The organism is Pseudoalteromonas phenolica, assembly GCF_001444405.1.
GTDB classification, from domain to species: Bacteria; Pseudomonadota; Gammaproteobacteria; order Enterobacterales; family Alteromonadaceae; genus Pseudoalteromonas; species Pseudoalteromonas phenolica.
In genome coordinates, this window is the sequence record NZ_CP013187.1 from 759,309 (window position 1) to 782,419 (window position 23,111).

Consider the following 23,111-nt stretch of genomic DNA (forward strand, 5'->3'; position numbering starts at 1 on the left):
TTTGTCTTTATATTAATTTCTTATGAATGATTGTCGCGCGTGGTCCTGTTCTTTTGTTTTACGATGTAATTTGAAGGTTTATACTGTGCTCTCGTTGTGCCAACAAAAAAGAGCAAATGGTGGAAGTAAAAAACCTATTAAAACAAGAACGTGTTGATTATATTTTGGCTGAGCTACAACAGCGCTATCCTAATCCGCCAATTCCTTTAGATCATAAAGACCCTTATACCTTGCTGGTGGCGGTATTGTTGTCGGCACAATGTACTGATGAACGGGTAAACCAAGTGACGCCCGCATTGTGGGAGCTAGCAGATAATCCGTTCGATATGGCGCTACAAAGTGTCGAAGACATTCAAGCCATTATTCGTCCTTGTGGTTTATCACCGCAAAAATCGAAAGCGATTAAACGTCTCTCTGAAATATTAGTTGAGCAATATGGCGGCGTGGTACCAGAAGATATGGCTATTCTAGAAACGCTGCCGGGCGTGGGTCATAAAACAGCAGGGGTCGTGATGGCACAGGCTTTTGGTGTACCATCGTTTCCAGTCGACACTCATATTCATCGTTTAGCGCAGCGCTGGGGTTTAACGAATGGTCGCAGCGTTGAGCAAACCGAAAAAGACTTAAAGCGTTTATTTCCTAAAGAGACTTGGAACGACTTACATTTGCAAATCATCTATTATGCCCGCGAGCATTGCCAAGCAAGGAGTTGTCATGGTTTAGTTTGCCCAATTTGCACCACTTGTTATCCGAATCGTAAGCACCCGAAGAAAATTAAAAAGCCTTGATTTAATCAAGGCTTACTTTGCACTCATTTTCTCACCTTAAATTATTGTTGGTATGTTATATTATATCTTTAGTTTCAAGGTGAGTTGTCATGTCTATTCCAGTCACAATTTTGCATGGTTTTCTTGGTTCAGGAAAAACCACACTTTTACGCAGTTTGTTATCCCAGTCATATAAATCACAGCAAGTACCGGGTGTGATTGTTAATGATATGAGTGAGCTAGACGTTGATGGTGTACTTATCATGAACACTGAAATCGTCAGTAATGAGAGTGGCAACTTTGTAACCATTAGTGGCCATAGTGTCAGTAGTAGCAAAGGGCTTAAAGAGCTAAAAGTGGCTTTAAAAACACTTAAGAATGAGGCTAGGCCACCATGGATAATTATTGAAACATCGGGGAGTAGCCATCCTTTACCTTTGGTCGACTTTTTCAAAGATAATAAAGATTTTGCGCTTAAAGGCGTGATTACTTTGGTTGATGCGACTTGGTTAAAGGAGGACTACAATTTTGGTAAAGACTTAATGCCGAGATGGCAAGACAATATGAATGCGCAGAGGCGAGGGATCGAAAACATTCTGGCTGAACAAATTCTATTTTCTAATAATGTATTTTTAACCAAAACAGATAAATTAACCGATAAAGCGGTTGCGGCCGTCGCTCAAGCAATTCACCCCATCAATCCTTATGCTGCCATTTCTAGTGCTCAGTGGGGCAAAGTCGATTTAAATTATATCCAAGGTTTTGAAGATTATAATTTCCATTTAGTGTCTCAACTTACAAATGAATTACGTGCTACGGTGAATACGCCACTCACACTCTCAGGCAAAAAGAATCAAAAGCTGATTGCAAAAGTCTTACGTGATGATAGGCCTTTTCATCCTATGCGCTTGTGGGAAACTTGCCATAATCATATGACTCATGGGGTATTTAGAAGTAAGGGGTTCTTTTGGTTGCCGACTCGCGATGATGTGTCATTACTGTGGAGCCAAAGCAATGGCAGTGTAGGGTTAGAAATCGTTGGCTTTTGGCGTGCGCCCATACTCAATGACGATACTCAAAACTTTACGCAAGAACACTATGATATTCTAAAAAATAAGGTAGATAAGATTGAGAGTCGGTTTGGAGATAGGCGCTGTCGTTTAACTGTGATTGGACAAAAAGAAGAAGCGGCGGATTTTATTAAGGCACTCAAAAATTGTTTTTTAACCGATGAAGAGTTGAATTTTTGGCGAAACGGCGGCACCTTCGAAGATCCTTGGCCACAAAAAGTAGCACAGGTATAAAGGACTTTCAGTGTATTAAATTCATTTAAAGATTTAGCCCCTTATTATAACAAGGGGCTAGTCGCTGATTTTTTTACTGTTTAGCTGCTAATTTCATCAACCGTATTTTGAGCAGTTTTATCTAAAATACGCGTAATGAGTAATTGTTCAACTCGAACCCCTTCAACATCTATAGCTTCAAACTTAAAACCATCGTGAATAAAACTATCGGTGCGTTTTGGAATGCGTTTCATTACATAAATCAAAAATCCAGCGATGGTTTCGTACTGATCCATATCTGGAAAATAATTGATATTTAGTTGTTTGATCACATCAATTACAGGCGTATTACCTGCAACCAACCAAGAATCAGCGTCTCTTTGAATAATTTGCTCTTCATAGTTATAACTGACTAAGTCGCCCATAAAGCTGCTGATTAAGTCTTTTATAGTGACGAGTCCAACCACTAACGCATACTCATTGACCACCACAGCAAACGTTTGATTTGCAGATTTAAATGCATTCAAAGCCTCTGACAACGTGAGTGTATCAGGCAAATAAAGTATGTCTTTTTTTATGATTTCTTCGCTTAATTGTACATTCTCACCATTGAGTAGCTGACGCAAAATATCTTTTGATTCAACATAGCCTTTGAGCTTATCTAAGCTACCATCGCAAATTAAAAACTGGTTATGTGGTTGAGCCTGAATAGCGGCACTGATCACTGTGCTATCGTCACTTAAATCAAAGCTAATGATTGTTTCTCGGGTTGTCATCACACTTGGCAGAGTGAGGCTGTCTAGCTCAAACACGCTGCCAATTAGATGGTATTCCTGCTGTTGCAAAGTACCATCTTGTGCGCCTGCTTCCATGACCGCAACGATGTCCTCGGTGGTAACGATTTCTTCTCGCTCCGTGGGGAACTTAAAAATACGCAAAACTAGGTTACTTAAACCATTGAACATGAGTACAAATGGCGTCAGGCCGAGTGTCACCATATTCATTAAATTCACCACACGAATGGCAACCGCTTCGGGCATGGTCATGGCAATGCGTTTTGGTAATAAATCGGCGAATAGGATGAACAGTGACGTAATGATAAAAAACGACAGCAAAAAGCTTATCTGCTCAAGCGAAGGCCCAGAATAAAACACTGTCACTAACTCTGACGTGTAGGGAGCCAGTGCTTGCTCACCAATAATACCGCCCAAAATAGCAATGGCATTCAGCGCGATTTGGATCATCGCAAAAAATCGCCCTGGCTGTTCTTGCAAAGCCAATACGGTTTCGGCGTTTTTGCTTCCTTCGTCGACCATGACGCGTAATTTTATTTTACGCGCAGCAGCAATTGATATCTCAGACATAGCAAATAAAGCACCAAAGAAAATTAAGATGCTGATAGCGAGTAGGTCGCTCATTGAGTTCCTAAAAAGTAATTACCCGTGTTTAATTTATCTCAGCGGGTTTAAACAAAAAGTGAGCAATTATTATGGATAAATATGGTCTGTGCAATAATTATTTTAAATTATTTAAAAGGTATATAAATCAGTGTTTTGTGTTTGTTTTTACTGGTTTCTTAGACACTTTTAAAACTTTTTCTAGCCCGTACTATTTTGTAGTTAGTAAATAAAAAGTGGGATAGCATAGCGACGATAATCTACACTCATATTTTTAGGAACTTTACACTGTTGAATATAGCATTTGCCGAGTTACTCTCGATTGATCCATTTACTTGGACTGAATTAGGTACCGCCATTTTATGTGGTTTTATTGTCGGTTTAGAGCGGCAATTGCGAGGTAAGCCCGTTGGTATTCGTACCTCATCTTTAATCGTGCTCGGCACCTACTTGTTTATTGCTGCGTCGAATTCATTGAATAATGATGTAACCGATACATCGCGGATAATAGGGCAAGTAGTAACGGGCGTGGGCTTTTTAGGTGCCGGTGTAATGCTTGCCAAAGATGGCATTGTGGTCGGTGTGACATCGGCTGCAACGATTTGGGTACTTGCAGGAATTGGTGTTGCAATAAGTGTGGCGGGAGAACTCGCTGCAATTAAGCTTTCGATATTGGTCGTTGGTATTTTATATGGTGTTGATGTGCTTGAAGATTACTCGGCATCGTTGACACGAGGCGTACACAGTAGATTTAATAATTGGAAGAACAAGCAGCGCTGATCACAATCAAACTCTCTTAATTTGTAACAACATAATTCAAAGCCAATTTTCATCGTGACAGCTGAATAAATAAACGTCATGATGAAAATTCAGGGCACCCCAACACCCACTTCCATTTTTATTAATTTCAGCGTCAAGCTAACTATTATTTGCGAACAATCAGTTATGAGTAGTGAACTATCATTCTCACGGGTGAAGGATTTCCCTTTGCTGATGTGGATATTACTTTTTGGCTCCTTTATTACTCGGGGGAGCTTCTTTATGGTATGGCCGTTTTTGGCGGTTATTCTGTACGATAAATTTGCCTTAAGTGCGACTGAGGTCGGGCTGATCCTATCGACTGCAGCCGTAGTGGCGGTATTTGTCAGCTTTATTGGGAGTACGCTTTCTGACAAGCTGGGTCGACAAACGGTAATGTATGCTACGGGTGTACTTTATATCGTGTCTTTTTCTTTATTGGCTGAGGCTGATACCGTCACTATGTTTGCCATTGTGATCACGCTTTGCTCTATTGCTACGGCGCTTTGGCGACCGCTGGCTTCTGCGCTCATTGGTGACATTATTGATGATAGTAAAACTCGCGAACTGGCGATGCAGAGCATGTATTTTATCGTGAACGTGGGCTGTGCGGTTGGTCCAATTGCCGGTGTTTGGTTGGGTTTAACTGGTCAGCAGTCGAGCTTTTATATCACAACTGTGGCCTTTGCATTTTTACTAGGGCTGCTAGTGTGGGGTTTTTCTGATCATAAAAAGTCACAGCACAATACAGAGAGCCAAAGTACGACCTCGGCAGAGTTAGAGAACAATGAGTCAGTAAAAGAAAGTATTGGTATGAAGCAAACCTTGGCTATTTTAGCCAAAGATCGCTTATTACAGTGTTTGATCTTAGCCAATGTCATCTGTTTGTTTATTTACGGGCAAATGGATAGCTCATTGGTGCAATACTTGACTCGCGAGAATGTACCTAAATTACTTGAGCTGGTGTCATCATTGATATTTACCAATGCCATGGTGATCATTACCTGCCAGTTTTTGTTATTGCGCATTATGGCTAAGGTTGAATTAGTGCATCGTATTCAAATTGGCTTGGTTCTGTTGATGTGCTCGCAGGCCTTTATGGCAGTCAATGCACCGAGTTTCTTCTGGGGCTGGATTGGTGCTGTTGTGGTGCTGAGTTTAGCTGAAGCGATTTTATTCCCGACCATGAACGTACATATAGACCGTATTGCGCCTGATAATCTAAGAGGTGCTTATTTTGGCGCATCGGCGTTTTACGATTTTGGCTTTGCGTTTGCGCCCCTTGGCGGTGGTATTATCTTAGACTTGTTTGGCGGATTTTGGCTATTTGTAGCGTGTTCAGCTATGTGTGTTTTGGTGATGGGCTTGTACTATGTATTAGAAAAACTTCCTCGACCAGACTTTACTGAGCCTACGAAAAGCGAAGTGCATTCTTAACCTTTATACGCACAATGTGCAGTTGCTCATTGTGCGTTTTCAATAAATTAGGCAGTCTCTTTGGCAACAAGGTACGTAAACAAACCTGCAGAGATAAACATAAATAAGCTATAAATACTGGGTGCAATCGACATTGTCGTGCTTTCTAAAATGGTACTTGTGATCAGCAATGTGAGGGTGCCGTTTTGCAGCCCCACTTCAAGGGTAATGGTGCGAGACTGGGCATCGTTATGTAACAGTTTTTTGCCAACTAAGTAACCTAACGACATAGTCACGATATTGAGTAAAACAGCCGCAGGTCCTGCAAGAAGAATAAACTCAATAAGTTGATCTTCTAACTTAATGCAAATGCTTAAAATCACCAGAGTCAGTATGGCCACAGAAAACCAACTTACGTAATTTTGCACACGATTGGCAAAAGTAGGGTATTGAGCGCGTAAACCCATACCTATTAAGACTGGGAATACGGTCACAGCCAGAAGTTTAAACCAAGTGCTTACAATGGGTAATTGAAAGTTTTGAACTTGCTCACCATAAAATGCAATTGCCCAAGTAGCCAAAAACGGGATAGTAAATGGGGCGATAAAACCAATGACCGCGGTGAGTGAAACGGATAAACCAACATCGCCTTTAGCTAGGTAACTGTATAAGTTTGATGTTGTCCCGCCAGGGCATAGAGATAAAATAAACAAGCCAATCGCTAATTCGCCCGATAAGCCGGTTAAAGCAATAATGGCAATCGCGACCAATGGTAGTAATAGCATTTGGCAGCCTGCGCCAATTAAAAAACTCTTAGGCTGCTTTAAAACCCGAGTAAAGTCATCACGGGTCAAACTCATTCCTACACCAATCATGATTAAGATCAGCGCGACGGGTAAGCCAATACTGGTTAAAAATGTAGGCATAGTTACTCCATATTTTATTATTATTTTCGCCCAATAATTGAGTTAGCAACCGAGCTCGTCCCTTAACCCATTAAGTGAAAGTTGCGCTTGTTCAAAATCAAAGTTTTCTATGTGTTCTTCAATAGGTCTTAGTTTCTGAGCTTCAATCATATTTAGTGCGTAGATAGACATCAAATGACTTTTTGAACTGGCATCATAAGCCGCCAAAGTTACATTTAATGTATTAAATTGCTCGGCTAGCAGTGTTTTGTCTAAATCGACCAATTCAATATTTTGTGTGCCCGTTTCCTTGTGGTCGTCACTCATTTGAACAGATAATGCTTCGTTGAGTTTTCTGAGATACGATGTTAAATCGTCTATTTGCTCGCTTTCTACGGTTTTTTGATTTGCGAGTGCTTGTTCAATATCAAGGGCACTATGCTCTAAAAAATAAGCGCCAAGGTTAGAGGCTGAACCTTTTAAAGAATGCGCCAGCCGATGAGCGCATTCATAATCACCTAAGACCAAGGCTTGGCTTAGATTAATCGTTTCTTCTATCTGTTTATGAACAAACTTCTTTAAGATTCGCCAATAAGCTTCTTCATTTCCTCCGAGTCGTTCAATACCTTGCTGATGATCAAGCCCTTCAAAGTGAAAAGTATCATTCTGATTGGCTGCCAAGTCTTCAGGATGAGGCTGAGCCGTCGATTCAACAAGAATAGGGGAATGATTAAGTTGCTCTTGAATAGTTGTGATCATTTTTTGGAAGTTAATCGGTTTTGCAATATGCGCATTCATCCCAGCCTCAGTGCATTTTTCCACATCTTCTTGCATCGCGTTGGCAGTCATTGCAATGATAGGTAGAGCATCATATTTCGATTGCTTACGAATCTCTCTGGCAGCGGTCAATCCGTCCATAACAGGCATTTGCATGTCCATTAAGATTAAATCGAAAGCACAATTTGATAATAAATCTAAAGCAGCCTGACCATGTTCAGCTATGGTAACCTGAAGATTAGCTTGTTGAAGCATCTCGGATGCAACTTCTTGATTAGTTTCATTGTCTTCGACTAACAGGATGTGCTCTTGGTTTAACTGAATGACCTCATCTCGCGTTATTGAATTTTTCTTGAGGTTTGGTTGTTGCAGGTTGAAGCATTCTGATAAGACGTTATTAACTTGAGAAGCATCAACAGGTTTTAGCATTAAAGCATCCACTTTTTGATGTAATGATTGTGCTAAGTGAACTTCACTGCCGTGTGCAGTGACCAAAATGCATTTGGGCGGATTGTCAGTAAATTTTGACCGTATTTTTTCGATCGTTTCAATGCCATCCAATTTTGGCATTTTCCAATCAATAAATAAGATGTCGATTGATTTCTTTTCGAGTAGGTCAATGGCCTCTAGGCCACTCGCTACATTTTGAACTTCAAACTGCATCGCAGATAAAATACTTGTTAATATTTCTCTGGCACTTTCGTTATCATCAACAACTAAGACACGCTTTCCTTTCAATACACTTGCAGGACAGGTTATCGTTGTTTCAGTATTATCTTGTAATTTACATAGAATATTAAAACTAAATGCAGAGCCCTTATTTGGCGTGCTTGTCACACTTATTTCACCTTGCATGAGTTCAACTAGGCGTTTCGATATACTTAACCCTAAACCTGTGCCTCCGTATTTTCGTGTAATTGAGCCATCTGCCTGAGAGAATGCCTGAAAAAGCCTTTTTTGCTGGTTTGGCGTCATGCCGATACCACTATCTTGAACTGTGAATGAGAGAGTAACTCCCTGCTTGTGCGGCGCTGCTGTGACAATAATTTTAATTTCTCCTTGCTGCGTAAATTTAATGGCATTACCAACAAGGTTAATTAAGATTTGTCCTAAACGAAGTGGATCACCAATCAAGTTCAATGGAATATCAGGAGCAACATCAAGTAACAGTTCAAGGTCTTTTTCTTGCACTTTAATAATGTTGATATTCACAACATTATCTAAAACCTCTTGAAGTGAAAAAGGAGCTTCTTCTAGTGCCAATTTACCCGATTCAATTTTTGAAAAATCCAGAACATCGTTAATGATCCCGAGTAAATTTTTGGCTGCAAGATCAATTTTATTCACATAATTATATTGTTGTTTGGTAAGATCAGTTTTTAAGGCAAGGTGGCTCATACCGATAATTGCATTCATTGGGGTACGAATTTCGTGACTCATGTTGGCTAAGAACTCGCCTTTTGCTGAGCTCATTTCATCGGCTTTAATTTTCGCTTCAATGAGCTCTTTTTCCATTTGTTTGCGCTCAGTGACATCAAGGAGCAGGCCAACACCGCCATCCGTGACATTTTCCTCATTTGTGAAGTTTGCTTCATAGACTACAAAGCTTCTTGTATTTCCTTGCTCATCATCAATCATAATTTCAAAGTTATGATTGCTACCATTCGCGATTAAACGTTGATGCGATTCTTCAAAAATATGGGCAACATGAGGAGAGAAAATATCAGAGGGCATTGCAGACAATACATCAGCATCAAAAGTGCCAAAATAGCGATGGAATGAGCTGTTTACCCCTAAGAATAGCCCTTTTTTATCTTTGTAATACATGGGGTTGGGTATGGCGTCTAGAATCTTCTTATTTAACTCCAATTGTTCACTTACGCGTTTTTCTGCTTTTGCTTGGAGCTCAATATTTTGCGTTAATTGTAAACTAATTGCCAAATCATGAATGACTGATTTAACCCATTTGTAGTCGGAGTCATTAATACTTTCTAAGCAACCTAACTCAAGTAAGCCTATGCTTTGTTGCCCTACAGTAAGAGGAAAATAATGCATCTCTTCTATTTCTAGGCGCTCACCATTTAAATCAATAGAATATTGATGTTCACCAAAGCGCAGTTTATAAGGTTTCTTTGTTTCTACTACATGAAAGTGAATACAGTCTTTATTAGTATATTTTTTGGGGGCTGAGGCGCAGTAGCCTGTACCTGCGACTCGATTGAGTATATTGTCGTTTTCTATGACATACAGTCCCATTAGAGGAATAGGCAAGCGTTTCTCAAGGAATTGTAACAGTTCTTCTCCTAGGGCTCGGGGGTCTTTTTTTCCTCTTAAAGCCATACCGAAGTCTTTCATTATGGTATTAAAATTAAGCTGTTCTGAAATGTTTTCAAGAAGAAAGTTCATTGACTTAGTGAATACAGATAGCTCGCCCCTAACAGACTCGTTAAGTTTAAAGTTAAGGTTTTTGTCTTTTACATTTTGCACAACTTGCCTTTGAATAGTTGCAACAGGCTTAATGTATAAACTCCATAGCAAATAGAAAGAAATGATGATGTTACTGACAAGTAGTATGATCAGAATAGAGTTAGCAAAATGTACGACTTCGTATTCTTCTTTCAAACGTTTCACTTGGTTATTTAAACGACTTTCTACACTGTGATATGCCTGCTCTATTTCTGTCATGATGTTTGCTTTGGCTGCAAAATATTCATCACTAAATAAAATTTTTCGGGCAAGTTCGAAATTGGGTTCTCCTTGAACATTCCAGTTGCCAAACTGATCTTGTGTTAACCCTTTCATTGCATTGAAAGCCCGGCTTTCTAAGTTGACTAATGCATCTGATTTGGCCAGAGCATTGCGCAACTTTGCTAATTCGATTGGTTGTATTCCCGTTTGCTCTAATCTGTCGATAATGCTTGTGCCAGTTGAGTTAGTATCTATTTGAGGGAGGGGGACATTCGGTGCCGAAAGTTTATCCCAATAATCTAATGTATATTCTGAAGGTAAGGGCACCTTGCCTTGCCTAACCAATAAAACGTAATTAAATAGTCCCAACCATCTTTCATTTCTTGTATTTGCGTAGCTACGAGCAAATTGTGAGAGCTTATCCGAGCTGGTTTTTAGCTCATTGGCTAAGGTATTCAACTTAAATAGCTGCTCTTTCAAAGCTGTGACTTTAGATAACTTGCTTTGGGAAGAGTAGGTTGTTAGCCCCATACCTAGACCAGATAACAGCATGACAGTAAACGTAATGAAAAAGGTAGTTCGTAAGTTATGCATTTTTTAGATAAATTTATTTGCTGTAGTTTAGAGGATAGACCTATATTTAGTTTTATGTTTAAAAAATAAACAGTTTCATCTATGGAGAATGCAACAGTTTTAGTTGTTGATGATGTCAGCGAGAATTTATCTTTTATCAGTGAAGTGATTGGTGATGAATACAGAGTACTGGCCGCAAAGAGTGGCTCGGTCGCACTGGCAATTTTAGATCGTCACGAGATAGATATTATTTTGTTGGATGTTGTGATGCCTAACATGGATGGTTACGAAGTCATCACTGAGTTAAAGCGAAACCCTAAAAGTAAAGATATACCTGTGATTTTTCTTACTGCTAAATCTTCCGTAGAAGATGAGAAAAAAGGTTTCTTACTTGGCGCATCAGATTATATTTCAAAGCCTATAAGTCCTCCGATTTTAATGGCCCGATTAAAAACCCATCTATTGAATAAGCGTTCAAAAGATTTTCTCAAAAGTAAAAACTTATACCTTGAAGAAGAGGTGCAAAAGCGAGCAGCTCAAATGTCTGAGTTGCAAGATGTCACGATCATGGCAATGGCGAGCCTTGCCGAAACCCGAGACGAAGAAACAGGCTTTCATATCAAGCGAACCCAACTATATGTAAAACGGCTTGCTGAGGAGTTAGCTAAGTTACCAAAATATCAAAAAGAACTGACCCCTGAAAAAATTAATATCTTTTATAAGTCTGCCCCCCTACATGATATTGGCAAGGTTGGTATTCCCGACAGTATTTTACTGAAACCAGGAAGGTTAACCGAAAATGAATTTGAGGTGATGAAAACGCATGCTGTAATGGGTTATAGCGCCATAAATCAAGCTGAACAAAGCACCGGCACTGCACACGATTTTTTAGAAGTCGCCAAAGAAATTGCGCTTTATCATCATGAGAAGTGGGATGGAAGTGGTTACCCCAAAGGTATTCGAGGTGAGCAGATCCCGATATGTGCGAGATTGATGGCTGTAGCAGATGTTTATGATGCCTTGATCTCAAAGCGGGTATATAAGCAAGCAATGACACATCAACAGGCAATAGAAATAATCCTTGAAGGCAAAGGCACACATTTTGATCCCCAGCTTATAGATTTGTTCGTTGAAATTGAGCATGAATTCTTTGCAATTTCTGAAAAATACCATGATTAAATTATCTCAACGAGGAGATATGTATGCAAAGCAGCGTACTTGTAATAGACGATGATGATGTAAACCACGATATTATCGTCTCTATGCTTGGGCAGCATTATCGTATCATTTCAGTGCATAGTGGGCAGCAAGGGTTAGAGTTGCTTGAAAAAGAAAAGTTTGATGCTGTTTTACTTGATGTCGTGATGCCTGAGTTAAACGGTTATGAAGTATGCGAACAACTTCGGGCACAACAAAACTCCCATACCCCCGTATTATTCGTGTCAGCCAAAAACTCAACAGAAGATATATTACAGGGTTTTAGAGCAGGAGGAGATGATTATATCACCAAGCCTTTTGATGCAGATGAGTTAAAGTTTCGTATTGATCGATTAATGACGCTGAAAGATGAAATTGCTTCGCTTAAAGAGAGTTGCCTAAATGCGGAGGAGGTAACTCTAACGGCAATTACAAGCTGTAATGAATTGGGCGTTGCACTGGAATTCATTGAAAAAAGCTATCAATGTAAAACGATGGCAAGTTTAGCGAATGAGCTCATAGTATCCTCTAAGCAGTTGGGTCTAGATGTATCTACTCAGATAGGTATTTTAGATAACTTCAAAAATTACAGTAGTTCAGAAATAGTTAATCCGCTTGAAGCAGAGTTACTAACTCGTGCAAGAAATTCTAAAACAGTAATTAATATAGATAAACGAAGTTTTTTTAATAGTGAAAGGTGTTCATTGTTGGTAAAAAACATGCCTTGTGAAGACCTTGAAAAGTATGGTCGATTCAATGACATACTAGCACTTATTGTAAGGGGAGCTGATGCGAGGTTATCGTCCTTAGAAACGAACATAAAAGTGATGCAGAATAGAAATAGAGGGATCAAAGAGCTCAGTGAAATAGCGCAAAAAGATTTGACCAATATTGAACACACCCACAAGGCGTATACCCAATCTATTCAAGATTTTATTGAAGATTTACTTTTTGAGATTGAAGAAGCGAGTGCAGGTTTCGGTTTAAGCCAGCAACAAGAGTCTGATTTGCAGGCTTTACTGAGTAAATCGAGAGAACGATTACTTGAAGTTAACGAGCATACGGAAGATATGTCGGCTGTTTTTAGTGATTTTTTCTATAAACTAGATACTTTAGTAGAAGACTAAGAAGCATTAAATCGCAAAGTTTGTTGAGAGCTTGTTTGCAATTACCTACAATACGCCCAGTTTTTACACTGCATTAAAGAAAAGATTATGACTGATAAAACAGATTTACCAGCAATTCCAGATCACCTTTCAATAAACCCTCGTAGCAAGTTCTACAACGAAGAGATTTTACAGCACGATATCGGTGTGCGTTTTAAAGGTAAAGAGCGTAACGACGTAGAAGAATATTGCATTAGCGAAGGTTGGATCAAAACAGCGGCACCTAAAGCGTTAGACCGTTTCGGTCAGCCAATGCTGATTAAATCAAAAGGTGAAGTTGAAGTATTCTTCCGCTAATCTTTGTGAGGAGTAAGCGTCTGCTTACTCCTTTTATTTATAAAGTAACCGTTAAAAATTGCTTTACTAGAAACAGTCAGATTCCCTCTCAATTTTAAACTTCAATTTTCTTTAGACTGCGCCATTAAAAAATCAGCCACTGCTTGATAGGCAGGCAACGAAGTTGGGTCAATCACGCCATTTGCTGCAACAGGGTGTGAGGCTAATCGCACTAATATCATCTCAGCTGTGGGGTCTATATAAATTGTTTGTCCGTGCACACCACGTGCAGCGAATGCACCATTTGCATTGTGAAAATGCCACCACATACTTCGATAGCTACCGTTTGGCATTGAACTAAACCCGCCTTTAGAAAAGGCGCTTTTATCTCCACCCGTTTGAATACTTGCTATCGCTTTTACAGGTATCACTTGTACACCGTTAATCTCACCTTGGTTTGCAACGGCAAGCCCGAGGCGAGCTAAATCTCTTAAGGTAGCACTCAAACCTCCACCAGCGAAAGGTGTGCCTAAGCCATCAACAGTGATATCCGCACTGTGTTCTGTGCCAATTTTTGACCACACGAGTTCACTGGCCAACTCGTCGAACTTCTTGTTCGTCACTTTAGAGACAATCCAACCTAGCACGTCTGAGTTGACAGTTTTATAGCCAAAAGCAGCACCATGCTGACCTTGCTTCTGAACGGTTTGTAAATACTCAAAGTAACCGACAGGACCAGTATATTCTTTGGGTTTGGGTAGTGGGTTTGCCGCATAACTGTACTGCCAAATATCGGCGTTAGGATCTGCATAATGCTCGCTATATTTGAGGGCAGTGGTCATATCCATGACTTGTCTTACGGTGGCATCACCAAAAGCAGAATTTGTTAGCTCAGGGATAATGTTTTTGACGAGAGCTTTATCGTTTAGTTTGCCTTGAGCGATAAGAATTTCAGCGACTAGGCCGGTTAAAGACTTGGTCATCGACATTGCAGCGTGTTTGCTGTGCTCATCTAAGCAGCCTCTGTAACGCTCATAAACGACTTTCCCTTTGTGCAAAATGAGCATGCCATCAGTGTAATTAGCCGCCAAACTTTGCTGCCAAGTCATTAAATTATTGCTATTGCTAGGCTTAAATGTAAGTTCATCAATGTCTGGTAATAAGGCGTATTTTAGCGGCGTGTAGGAGTAAGGGTTACGCGCTATACTGGTGGTTGGAAGCAATTCACGCATATGACAAACTGACCAGCGTAGTTTCGGAAAACTGAAAAAGTTAGAGTCAGGCAAAGTGATGCGTTTGTTTACAGGAGGGGGAAAGCCAACCATTAATTGCAATTTATTTGGATCAGATTGTGCGTCAGTTAATAATTGCTTAGTTGGAGAAGAAGCGTGCGTAATAGTTGAGATAGATAATAAAAACAATGATGCCGCAGTGAGAATTAATTTCATAAAATACCCTTTCAGAATTCCTTTGAACATTACTTAGTTTAGTCAATCTTAATAATATTTAGATAACTAAGTTAAATAAAAAGCAGTCAGCAAAGCATGTCCTATGTCTATGCTGACTTATGGGAAATTAGTAATATTGGTGTGAGTCGCAGTGACATTGTGGGTCAGCATTTAACTCTGAAATACTGAGTGTTTGGTGTGTTGAGGTTTGCTCATCCCACACAGTTGCTTGTTGTTTATGAGCATCAATAGCAACCACTTCAACAGGATGACTATTGTACTCAACCCATTCACCGCGCTTTAATTCATTTGCTTGCATAACTAACCTACCTTAACTGTTTCACATAATTGAGTACGAATTAAACAGCCCAAGAGTTTACTTTTTATTAAAAATTAAATGTACAATCTATAAATTGTAAATGAAAATGGTTTGCGTTAGCATTTGTTTTGTTCGTTTATCTATTGGTACATAAATATGAAAAAAGAAAGGCCAGTGAATCTGGCCATAAATACGATTGCTTTACCTGCTACAGCGTATGCATCTATTTTACATAGAGTAAGCGGGGTGATTGTCTGGGTTGCGATGCTAGTAGCTATTGTTATTAGTTACTTCGCATTAAAGTCTGAAACTAACTTTGATGAAGTAAGCTCAGTGTTAGAGAGTTATTTTATTGCAAAATTTGTGGTTTGGGGATTTTTGACAGCATTAGGCTATTACTGTGCGGGAACTGTAAAGCATATTATTCAAGATTTTGGATACTGCGAAGAACTAAAAAGCGGCAAGGTGATTTCATTGGCAGCAATTACAGTTGGTATTTTGTTTAGCTTATTGGCCATATGGTGGATCTGGTTATGATGAATACATTTAAGTCAGGTTCAAAACAGTGGATGTTTCAGCGATTAAGCAACGCATGTATTGTTGCGTATAGCTTATTGTTAGTTTGTTTATTATTGACTGTAGATTTGAGTAGTTTTACCGCAGTTTCTAACTTGTTTCAAAGTACATGGTTTAGAGTGATTACCTCTTTATGTGTTGTATTTTTCGCTTTTAACAGTGCACTAGCGGGTTGGCAAATTGCAGGAGATTATGTAAAACAAAAATCGCTCAATAAACTGTTTAATATGATATGTATGACTGCAAGTGCAGCCTCCGTTGTCATTATTCTCGCAACACTCTGGGGTTAATTCGCCCCGCGTTGTTTATTTATCCTGTGTTCAGTTAAATAAACTCAATACTGCTCTTCTTCTAACGGGAAGAGCAGATCTAAAGCTGGTAATACTGTACTTGCGAATAATAAAGAGACAGAGCACGCCCAAAAATAGTTCAATTCAGTATGTGTTTTTATAATCCAAGATACACTCATGCATAACCAAAATATGTTAAATAGCATTACGCTTAACTTTGGTTTCAGTGGTTTAGCACAATAAATACAGGTTAAAGGTTCTCGGTTTAATAAAGGAAGCCTTTGCGACATACCCAATGGTTTATTACAGCAAGGGCATTTCCTTGAGAACAGTTCTCTGAACATATCATAACTTATTAATTGCAAATAATTATCATTCAATAATATTGGTTTGTTGTTTAAAATGAAAGCTTAAAATCATTTTTTATTGATGGCGTATACCTCTTCTTGGTTCAATATTGAAACTTTTTAAAAACAAATCTTTGAGAAACTTAATACTTTCAATGATTAATTGTGATAAAACGAATGTTGAAGTACAAATATTGAGAAACTGTAATGACAGAAAAGGTGTAATTGACGAACTTATCTTTTATCAACCAACATTATGCTTGGCTGCTTGGCTGCTTGGCTGCTTGGCTGCTTGGCTGCTTGGCTGCTTGGCTGCTTGGACTCATTGCGGTACTTGTGATTGTGCTAGCGGCGTGGCATTCGAATAAAGTCGGAGCCAGAATGAGAAAAACGCGCTGAAGTGATCAGCGCGTTTTTTAAGTTAAAACTCGTTATTTCTCAGCTTTTTCTCAAACAAGGCCAGTTGCAAAGCCTGCCAACATGAAGAAAGCAACCATCCATATAATGGGCAGTTTTAGCTGTTTCATTAAGTAAAAACCCACTAATACTAAGGCAATATCAAGCGGTTGTAGAACTGCACTAATAAATACAGGTTGATATAGCGCAGCGGCAAGTAGACCAACGACAGCAGCGTTAACGCCTGTTAAAGCGCCCGCAACCTTTGGCTTTTGCGCCAGCTGTTGCCAGTTCTTTAATACCGCTAATAATAATAAAAAGCCCGGAAGGAACACCGCCGCAGTGGCAATGAGTGCGCCTGTAATAGGGTTGTTTGGTAGTAGCTCATAGCCAATGTAAGTCGCGAAGGTGAACATAGGCCCTGGCACAGCTTGTGCAGCCGCGTAGCCTGTTAAAAATGCATCTTGGCTGAGTTGATCTCCCACGATATTTTGCAGTAGCGGTAGTACCACATGGCCGCCGCCAAAAACCAAGCTGCCCGCTTGATAAAAGTCATTAAATAAGCCTAATTCTGGCGCAAGGTGTGCTGCAAATGGTAACCCTAGCAATAAGCCGATAAATAAAATCAGCGGGACGAGATTCGGCTTGAAAGGGCTTGAATTAGCGCCATTTGAGAGGCTTTTTTCTGATTGTAAAAACAGTGTGCCGACAATAGCAGCAAAAACTAATACGGCGATTTGCATCATAATGCTTGGCATAATCAATAGCGCGATTGCCGTGAGCAGGCACAAGCTTACCGATAGCGTGTTTTTACAGAAGTTTTTATACATACCCCAAGCAGCATCGGCAACCACCACCACGGCCAGTAACTTCAAGCCATGCACCACATTTTGAAAAGCACTGGTATCCATGACTTGGCTTGAAAGTAGGGCTAAACCTATCATGATCAGAATAGATGGCAGGGTAAAACCTAAAAATGCCGCACACGCACCTAACAGGCCGCCGCGTTTATAACCCAATGCAAAGCCGACTTGGCTAGAGCCCGGACCCGGTAAAAACTGGCTGAGCGCGACGATTTGTGCATATTCATTATCATCAATCCACTTCATCTTCTCGACAAAGGTTTTTCTAAAGTAGCCGATGTGAGCGGCTGGCCCGCCAAAGCTTATCCAGCCAAGCCAGAAAAAAGTTTTAAAAATAGAAAGCATACGCAAGACGCAAAATATGAGGTTGTTATAAGTATGCCCATAGTGTAAAAATTCACTTAGCATGATTCAAATTAATAGTATTTATGCTAACTATGAATGATACCAATCCGCAATAACACTTAATCATTTTGAGGGATTAAACCTGATGATAGCTGCGTTAAATATTTCTCATTTAGAACAACTAAATAACGAAATTTTTGCCTTGCCTACATGGATGTAGGTACCTCAGCGATAGCAGGACGCGTGAGCGGTGCTAGCAACAAGGTTTTCTTGCCTCAAAATAGATCACTTAGTTAAGCAGATTGGTATAAATCAAGATTTGCGGAGCTAGAGTGAGCTAGAGAAATAAATGGGTAAAGAAGAATTGCAGTGGCGACATATTGATCTAAATCTGCTGGTGGCATTTTCGTATCTGTATCGCCATCGTAGCGTCAGTATTGCTGCAGAGCATGCCTGTGTGAGCCAATCGGCAATGAGTCATAGCCTTGCTCGATTAAGGCAGCTTTTAGGTGATGTATTATTCGAAAGAAAAGGGCATCAAATGTGCCCAACCGAACGTGCACATCAGATAGCCCCTAAAATCAGCGTGTTGCTCGATACCGTTTCTGGGCAGATTTTGCAAAGTGAGCCTTTTTCTCCAAGCCATTATCAAGGTGTGTGTCGAATAGGGTTAACCGATTACGCCGAACTGATATTTGCGCCAGCGATTTATGATGCTATTCGAGCACAAGCACCCCATGCTCAGATCAGCTTGATAAATGTGAATCGCAGTAACTATGAGCAAATCTCAGAACAAGAAAAGCTTGATATTATTATCGGTAGTATACCGCTTTTGGCTGATGGGTTTAGTAGTCAGCATTTATACACGGAACAGCATGTGTGTTTGGCTGATTTATCGGCTTTAGATTCATCGATTTTCTCAGCCGATGGTCAATTAAGTTTGCAGTCATTTGCAAAGCTTGAGCATGCTTTAGTGAGCCCAGATGGCAAGCTGGCAACTCAAATTGATAAAACTTTGGTTGAGCATGGTTTATCACGACAAGTCACTGTGGCAAGTCGCAACTTTTTAACTATTCAAACCTTGCTTAAAGGGCGCGCCTTGGTAGCGATTGTGCCTAAGAAAATGGCAGTTTTGGCCACAGAGCAAGCGGGTTTGTCTATGTTTGAGCCGCCGATTGCTGTTGCTGATTTTGATATTGCGATGAACTGGCCAGAGGTGAAAACCCAAGATGACAAAAACCATTGGTTACGCAGTGTTTTAAGTAAAGTATTGACGTAATAGTAAGTAATTTAGCGATTTGTCACTTTAGTAAGCGTATAGATATAAAAACGGCTTAAACTTAAAAAGAAAGTTTAAATTTAAGCCGCCAACAAGTGAAAAAATCTACTCTTGTACAATTACTGCATCAACTTAATTTCGATGTAACCAATATGCTTACCGGTTTGATAATGTATACCTTCAGCAAAATCTGTATCGTCACGCTCGCTTGAAAGTAAAGTAATTGGCTCAGCAGGATTTGTAGCTAGGTTGCCAGAGCTAAAGCGCAGACCGCTATCACTGCCCGCATCATAGACTTTTAATTCAATGGTTTGGTTCTCAACCCATGTATTGTCATTAAATAAAGATAAGCTGTTAATGGCAACAAACCAATCAGGGCTCGGTGCTATCATCGAAACCACACTTAAAAGCGGGAAGTCTTGGCTGGCTTCAAAGGTAAACGTCACACTTTTTCCGCCATTTGAGATCCCTGATTCGTCAATTAAATAATTAGAATGACCTGCATTTTGTATGTCACTGATTTCATTTTTTAACGTACTTTTGCCGCCCGTTTCAGCCATTAAAACAATACCTGGCGACGCTACCTCATCACGCTTGAAGATTCCCCCTTCTGTATTATGGGTAAGCCCTACAAGGGGAGAGAAGTGAGTGCCACTTGGGTAGTTGGTGGTAAAGTTAGCTGCTGTCCACTCTTGCGTAAAAGTGAGCTCGTAAGTCACTGTATCAGCTGGAGCTGTACTTGATGGTGGTGTTGTCGTTGGCGTTGTTGTTTCAGGTGTAGAATTAGAACTTGAACTACCACCACACGCAGTTAAAAGGGTAAAGCTTAAAACAGTCGAAAGTTGAATGAGTTTGTTCATAGTTACACATAGGTTCATGTCATGTTTTTTACTAGACCTTGAACTGCAAATATTTATTTCAAAAACTGTTTTATTTTTGTTCGAATTAAACGTTCTTAACTTGAAGCATAGCGTTATAACTGATTAAATTCGTTAAAAATATTGTTGTAATTTAAGGGAATTAAAAGTGAGACATATTTGTTTGGTTTTGCTGGTTTTTTGTTTGTTCGGATGTGATGGTTTTAGTGAAAGTAATCAAACTAGTACGCATATTATTGAACTGCAGTCTTCGGTTTTAGGAGAAAAGAGGCAGCTGCATCTTCATCTACCCAAACAATATGCAGAGTCTCAACAAAAGTATCCCACTTTATTTATGACTGATGGCCGGGAAAATCTCCAACATACAATCGCTTCTGTTGAGTTTTTATCATCGCAGGGCCTTATACCTGAGTTAATTATCGTCGGTATTGAAAGCAATCAAAACCGTACTCATAACCTTACTCCCACTTATCGTGAAGATAGTTTTGAGGTGCTCCCGATCGATGGTGCAATGCTGCTAAATCAAGATCCCGGCGGCGCTGAGGCGTTTTTAGACTTTATTGCTGATGAAGTTAAACCTTATGTTCAGAAGCATTATCGGGTGTCAGGTTATGACGTCTTTGCAGGTCACTCTTTCGGTGGCTTATTTGCGGTTTATAGCTTGGTTAAACAACCAGATCTATTTGACGCTTTTATTGCGATTAGTCCAAGCCTTTGGTGGGATCATCAAGCTTGGCTGGGGCATTTAAAGTCGATACCCGTAAATAAATTAACTGATAAATCGATTTTCTTAGCTGTGGGGGAAGAGGGGCCACTGATGGAAGACCCTTATGAGCAAGCGAAGTTATATTTAAATAATCAGTCTATCGATGGGTTTAAGTTTTCAGCTAAGCGCTTTTTAGGAGAAAACCATAATAGTGTGGTTAACCAGGGCATGTATATTGGTTTGAAATCAATATTCTTTGATTTTGCACTTACGCTCGCAAACACTGCACAGGGTGAGAAGAAGATTTTGGCACATCAACAACTAATAGAGAGTAAGTATGGGGTTAAACAGCACCTTGAAATTCAGCTCGAAGCGTTAGCCTATGACGCTTTATTTGAAGATGAACAGCAGCTTTCAATGTCATTGTTCGAATTAATTCTTAAGCGTGAACCTAACACCTTATCAGCGTATATAGGCTTGGCCTCTATTTATGCAAAACAACAAAATTATAAGAAAGCCATAGGTGTATACGAAAGAGCCTTAAGTCAACCCAAATTGGCCATAGGCAATCGGGTCCAGATCAATGATCATATAGCTGAGCTTGAAGCTAGGCTATTAAAGGCAAACCTATAAAATAGGTCCGTTTGCTTGGTGATAAGTGCATCACCAAGCTTTAAGTTAGGCTTGTATAGTAAGCTGATGGTGAATCGACTGCACCAGCTCTCTAGGTAGACAAAGTTGATTAGCTAATGCCTCAAGATATTGCCCTGAGATAGGCTGGTTTAAATCAATGGCGCTGACACTCGCGGCATAAACCTCAATGCCTGTTTGTGCATCCGGTACTGATTGCACCAACTCTGAAAGTGTCATAGGTTTTCTTAACTCGTCAAACAACATGGCTTTTTCGTTAACAGTCAACTCCATGGTTTCAACTTGTGCAAAGATTTTCTGGCGCTCGGTTTCATCAATATGACCATCAGCATAAGCCGCGGCTATCATGGCACGCATAATAATTAGTTGGCCTGAGCCTGACTCGTCCTCAACCACTTGTTCAAAGCTTTGCTCCGGCATATAAGCTGGCGTGAAGTCAAAAGTACGACCTTGCGGAGTATGCTCTTGGCGTGCTTGGTTGTGACTGCGTTTATTCATGGCGTTATCGTAAGCGCGGCTATCGGCTTGCTGCTGCGCAGCTTTATTTTGCTCTGAATATTCTTTATAGGCTTTCCAAGCAAGACCGCCTACAGCAGCAAGTGCACCATATTTAACGGCTTTTTTTCCGGTCTTTTTACTTTTCTTACCGCTGATTAAGCTGGTTAAGCCACCGCCGGCGACGCCTCCTAAAAAGCCACTTAGTGCACCTGATTTGTTGAGGCTACCAACGAGTTTTTGCAAGTCTTTCATACTTTGTCTCCTTCACTGTTACCAAAACTACCCCTAAGGTTGATGTAGTTTGAGTATGTCTGTACCCAGATTAAGAGAAGCAACCTAAAATTAAAAGTCCATATTTGTTACAAAGCACGTCAATTTTTCAGTAACGTTTTAATTTTGTTGTGCACGAACAATAGCCGTTTAGCAGTGTGCTTTTTGTTTTGCATGACGAGGTAAATGGGTTCCATGCTTGGCTTAGTGAGTTCATGAATATGAATTTTTTCAGGTTCTGCAAAGCTTGCCACTGCACTTTGAGGCAGTACTGTAAAGCCAAGCCCTATGCTCACAGGGGTTAAAATCAAGCCAATTTGGTTTGAAAAGCCATTCTCTTTTATGTCCTTAATATGCGTGAATTCAGCAAAGTTAGCCTTGAGCAGTTGATTGGCATGGTGATGCCCGTCAGGGTGATTAATAAAACCAAGTTGTCTTAAGGATTCGAGAGAGAGATTTTCAATCGGAGATGGTAGCACAAGCTGCAATGGTTCCTGAGCAACTTCTTCGAAGTTCATTAGGCTTGAGTTTGCGTGTTCTGTGACTAAACCAATATCGATGTCACCTTGCTGCAATGCCTTAACAATACTATTGTTTGGCGCAAACTGATAGTGAATAATGAGCTCAGGAAACTGTGTTTGCAACGCTAATAGTTGTGGGTAGAGGCGTAAACCTATGCTGCCTGGTGACATAACCTTAACCACGCCAACATGCTCTGAGTCTGTGGTTACTTTTTCTTTGAAGGCTTGTAGGGAGGCAACGACTTTTTTTGCTTCTTGATAGGTTTGCTCACCGGTTGGCGTAAGCACAAACCCTTTCTCTGTTTTTTGAATAAGTGGTTCATCCAAAAGGTTTTCGAGTTTTCTGAGATGCTGGCTGACTGCCGACTGAGTAATAAAAAGCTGTTCAGCGGTTTTAGTGAAATGCTTGGTTTCGACGAGAGTGCAAAAGGTACGCAAGAAGACTGGGTTTATCATTAGTAAAGATACTTAAAAAAATAAG

21 protein-coding genes are annotated in these 23,111 nt (G+C 40.0%); 12 read left to right on the top strand and 9 right to left on the bottom strand.

The features are described from left to right. Positions 1-116 precede the first annotated feature (116 nt). Complete coding sequence (gene nth, locus PP2015_RS03365; RefSeq protein WP_058028940.1) at positions 117-788, top strand: endonuclease III; 672 nt, start codon at positions 117-119, stop codon at positions 786-788. An 89-nt stretch (positions 789-877) separates the two neighbouring features. Then, the gene (locus tag PP2015_RS03370; protein WP_058028941.1) at positions 878-2,071 is read left to right on the top strand and encodes a CobW family GTP-binding protein; all 1,194 of its coding nucleotides are present in this window, start codon (positions 878-880) and stop codon (positions 2,069-2,071) included. 80 nt (positions 2,072-2,151) lie between these two features. On the opposite strand, the gene paeA is transcribed toward PP2015_RS03370, so the two are convergent. Next, positions 2,152-3,468 (bottom strand): polyamine export protein PaeA, encoded by a 1,317-nt coding sequence (gene paeA, locus PP2015_RS03375; protein WP_058028942.1) that lies wholly within the window; start codon positions 3,466-3,468, stop codon positions 2,152-2,154. A gap of 276 nt (positions 3,469-3,744) precedes the next feature. Between paeA and PP2015_RS03380 the strand changes: the two genes are divergently transcribed. Further along, positions 3,745-4,227: an MgtC/SapB family protein gene (locus PP2015_RS03380; RefSeq protein ID WP_058031528.1), complete on the top strand. Its 483-nt coding sequence runs from the start codon at positions 3,745-3,747 to the stop codon at positions 4,225-4,227. A gap of 165 nt (positions 4,228-4,392) precedes the next feature. Continuing rightward, a complete protein-coding gene (locus tag PP2015_RS03385) occupies positions 4,393-5,682 on the top strand; it encodes an MDR family MFS transporter (protein ID WP_058031529.1) in 1,290 nt (429 codons plus the stop codon). A gap of 47 nt (positions 5,683-5,729) precedes the next feature. On the opposite strand, the gene PP2015_RS03390 is transcribed toward PP2015_RS03385, so the two are convergent. Together PP2015_RS03390 and PP2015_RS03395 are read right to left on the bottom strand one after the other, a co-directional pair. Continuing rightward, on the bottom strand, positions 5,730-6,587 hold the full coding sequence (locus PP2015_RS03390) for a bile acid:sodium symporter family protein (protein WP_058028943.1): 858 nt from the start codon (positions 6,585-6,587) through the stop codon (positions 5,730-5,732). Positions 6,588-6,629: 42 nt separating this feature from the next. Beyond that, positions 6,630-10,562, bottom strand: a complete 3,933-nt coding sequence (locus PP2015_RS03395; protein WP_227009193.1) for a response regulator — start codon at positions 10,560-10,562, stop codon at positions 6,630-6,632. A gap of 144 nt (positions 10,563-10,706) precedes the next feature. On the opposite strand from PP2015_RS03395, the gene PP2015_RS03400 reads away from it, so the two are divergent. From PP2015_RS03400 to PP2015_RS03410, 3 genes are all read left to right on the top strand, one after another. Further along, on the top strand, positions 10,707-11,783 hold the full coding sequence (locus PP2015_RS03400; protein WP_058028945.1) for an HD-GYP domain-containing protein: 1,077 nt from the start codon (positions 10,707-10,709) through the stop codon (positions 11,781-11,783). Positions 11,784-11,806: 23 nt separating this feature from the next. After that, entirely contained in the window at positions 11,807-12,928 is a 1,122-nt protein-coding gene (locus PP2015_RS03405) for a response regulator (RefSeq protein ID WP_058028946.1), read from the top strand. Between the two features lie 87 nt (positions 12,929-13,015). Further along, positions 13,016-13,264, top strand: coding sequence for a DUF3297 family protein (locus PP2015_RS03410; protein WP_058028947.1), 249 nt, complete (start codon positions 13,016-13,018; stop codon positions 13,262-13,264). A 101-nt stretch (positions 13,265-13,365) separates the two neighbouring features. On the opposite strand, the gene PP2015_RS03415 is transcribed toward PP2015_RS03410, so the two are convergent. After that, on the bottom strand, positions 13,366-14,691 hold the full coding sequence (locus PP2015_RS03415) for a serine hydrolase domain-containing protein (protein ID WP_083496503.1): 1,326 nt from the start codon (positions 14,689-14,691) through the stop codon (positions 13,366-13,368). A gap of 127 nt (positions 14,692-14,818) precedes the next feature. Then, positions 14,819-15,010 (bottom strand): hypothetical protein, encoded by a 192-nt coding sequence (locus PP2015_RS03420; protein ID WP_058028949.1) that lies wholly within the window; start codon positions 15,008-15,010, stop codon positions 14,819-14,821. Between the two features lie 156 nt (positions 15,011-15,166). Here PP2015_RS03420 and sdhC point away from each other — a divergent pair, with 156 nt between their 5' ends. The 3 genes from sdhC to PP2015_RS03440 all read left to right on the top strand — a co-directional run bounded on the left by sdhC (position 15,167) and on the right by PP2015_RS03440 (position 16,591). After that, the gene (sdhC, locus tag PP2015_RS03425) at positions 15,167-15,547 is read left to right on the top strand and encodes a succinate dehydrogenase, cytochrome b556 subunit (RefSeq protein WP_058028950.1); all 381 of its coding nucleotides are present in this window, start codon (positions 15,167-15,169) and stop codon (positions 15,545-15,547) included. Then, positions 15,544-15,876, top strand: a complete 333-nt coding sequence (gene sdhD / locus PP2015_RS03430) for a succinate dehydrogenase, hydrophobic membrane anchor protein (protein WP_058028951.1) — start codon at positions 15,544-15,546, stop codon at positions 15,874-15,876. The genes sdhC and sdhD overlap by 4 nt, the downstream gene beginning before the upstream one ends. A gap of 502 nt (positions 15,877-16,378) precedes the next feature. Continuing rightward, complete coding sequence (locus PP2015_RS03440; RefSeq protein WP_128724182.1) at positions 16,379-16,591, top strand: hypothetical protein; 213 nt, start codon at positions 16,379-16,381, stop codon at positions 16,589-16,591. An 81-nt stretch (positions 16,592-16,672) separates the two neighbouring features. Here the strand turns inward: PP2015_RS03440 and chrA are convergent, their stop codons facing one another. Next, positions 16,673-17,827 carry a chromate efflux transporter gene (chrA, locus tag PP2015_RS03445; RefSeq protein ID WP_058028954.1) on the bottom strand — a complete coding sequence of 385 codons (1,155 nt, stop codon included), beginning with the start codon at positions 17,825-17,827 and terminating at the stop codon, positions 16,673-16,675. Between the two features lie 349 nt (positions 17,828-18,176). On the opposite strand from chrA, the gene PP2015_RS03450 reads away from it, so the two are divergent. After that, positions 18,177-19,106: a LysR family transcriptional regulator gene (locus tag PP2015_RS03450; protein WP_058028955.1), complete on the top strand. Its 930-nt coding sequence runs from the start codon at positions 18,177-18,179 to the stop codon at positions 19,104-19,106. Positions 19,107-19,225: 119 nt separating this feature from the next. Here PP2015_RS03450 and PP2015_RS03455 read toward each other — a convergent pair whose 3' ends face one another. Then, positions 19,226-19,966, bottom strand: coding sequence for a spondin domain-containing protein (locus PP2015_RS03455; protein WP_058028956.1), 741 nt, complete (start codon positions 19,964-19,966; stop codon positions 19,226-19,228). Between the two features lie 166 nt (positions 19,967-20,132). Between PP2015_RS03455 and PP2015_RS03460 the strand changes: the two genes are divergently transcribed. Continuing rightward, complete coding sequence (locus PP2015_RS03460; protein WP_058028957.1) at positions 20,133-21,323, top strand: alpha/beta hydrolase-fold protein; 1,191 nt, start codon at positions 20,133-20,135, stop codon at positions 21,321-21,323. A gap of 45 nt (positions 21,324-21,368) precedes the next feature. Here PP2015_RS03460 and PP2015_RS03465 read toward each other — a convergent pair whose 3' ends face one another. Together PP2015_RS03465 and PP2015_RS03470 are read right to left on the bottom strand one after the other, a co-directional pair. Then, complete coding sequence (locus PP2015_RS03465) at positions 21,369-22,091, bottom strand: tellurite resistance TerB family protein (RefSeq protein ID WP_058028958.1); 723 nt, start codon at positions 22,089-22,091, stop codon at positions 21,369-21,371. Between the two features lie 119 nt (positions 22,092-22,210). Further along, positions 22,211-23,086 (bottom strand): LysR family transcriptional regulator, encoded by an 876-nt coding sequence (locus tag PP2015_RS03470; protein WP_058028959.1) that lies wholly within the window; start codon positions 23,084-23,086, stop codon positions 22,211-22,213. Between the last annotated feature and the right edge of the window lie 25 nt (positions 23,087-23,111).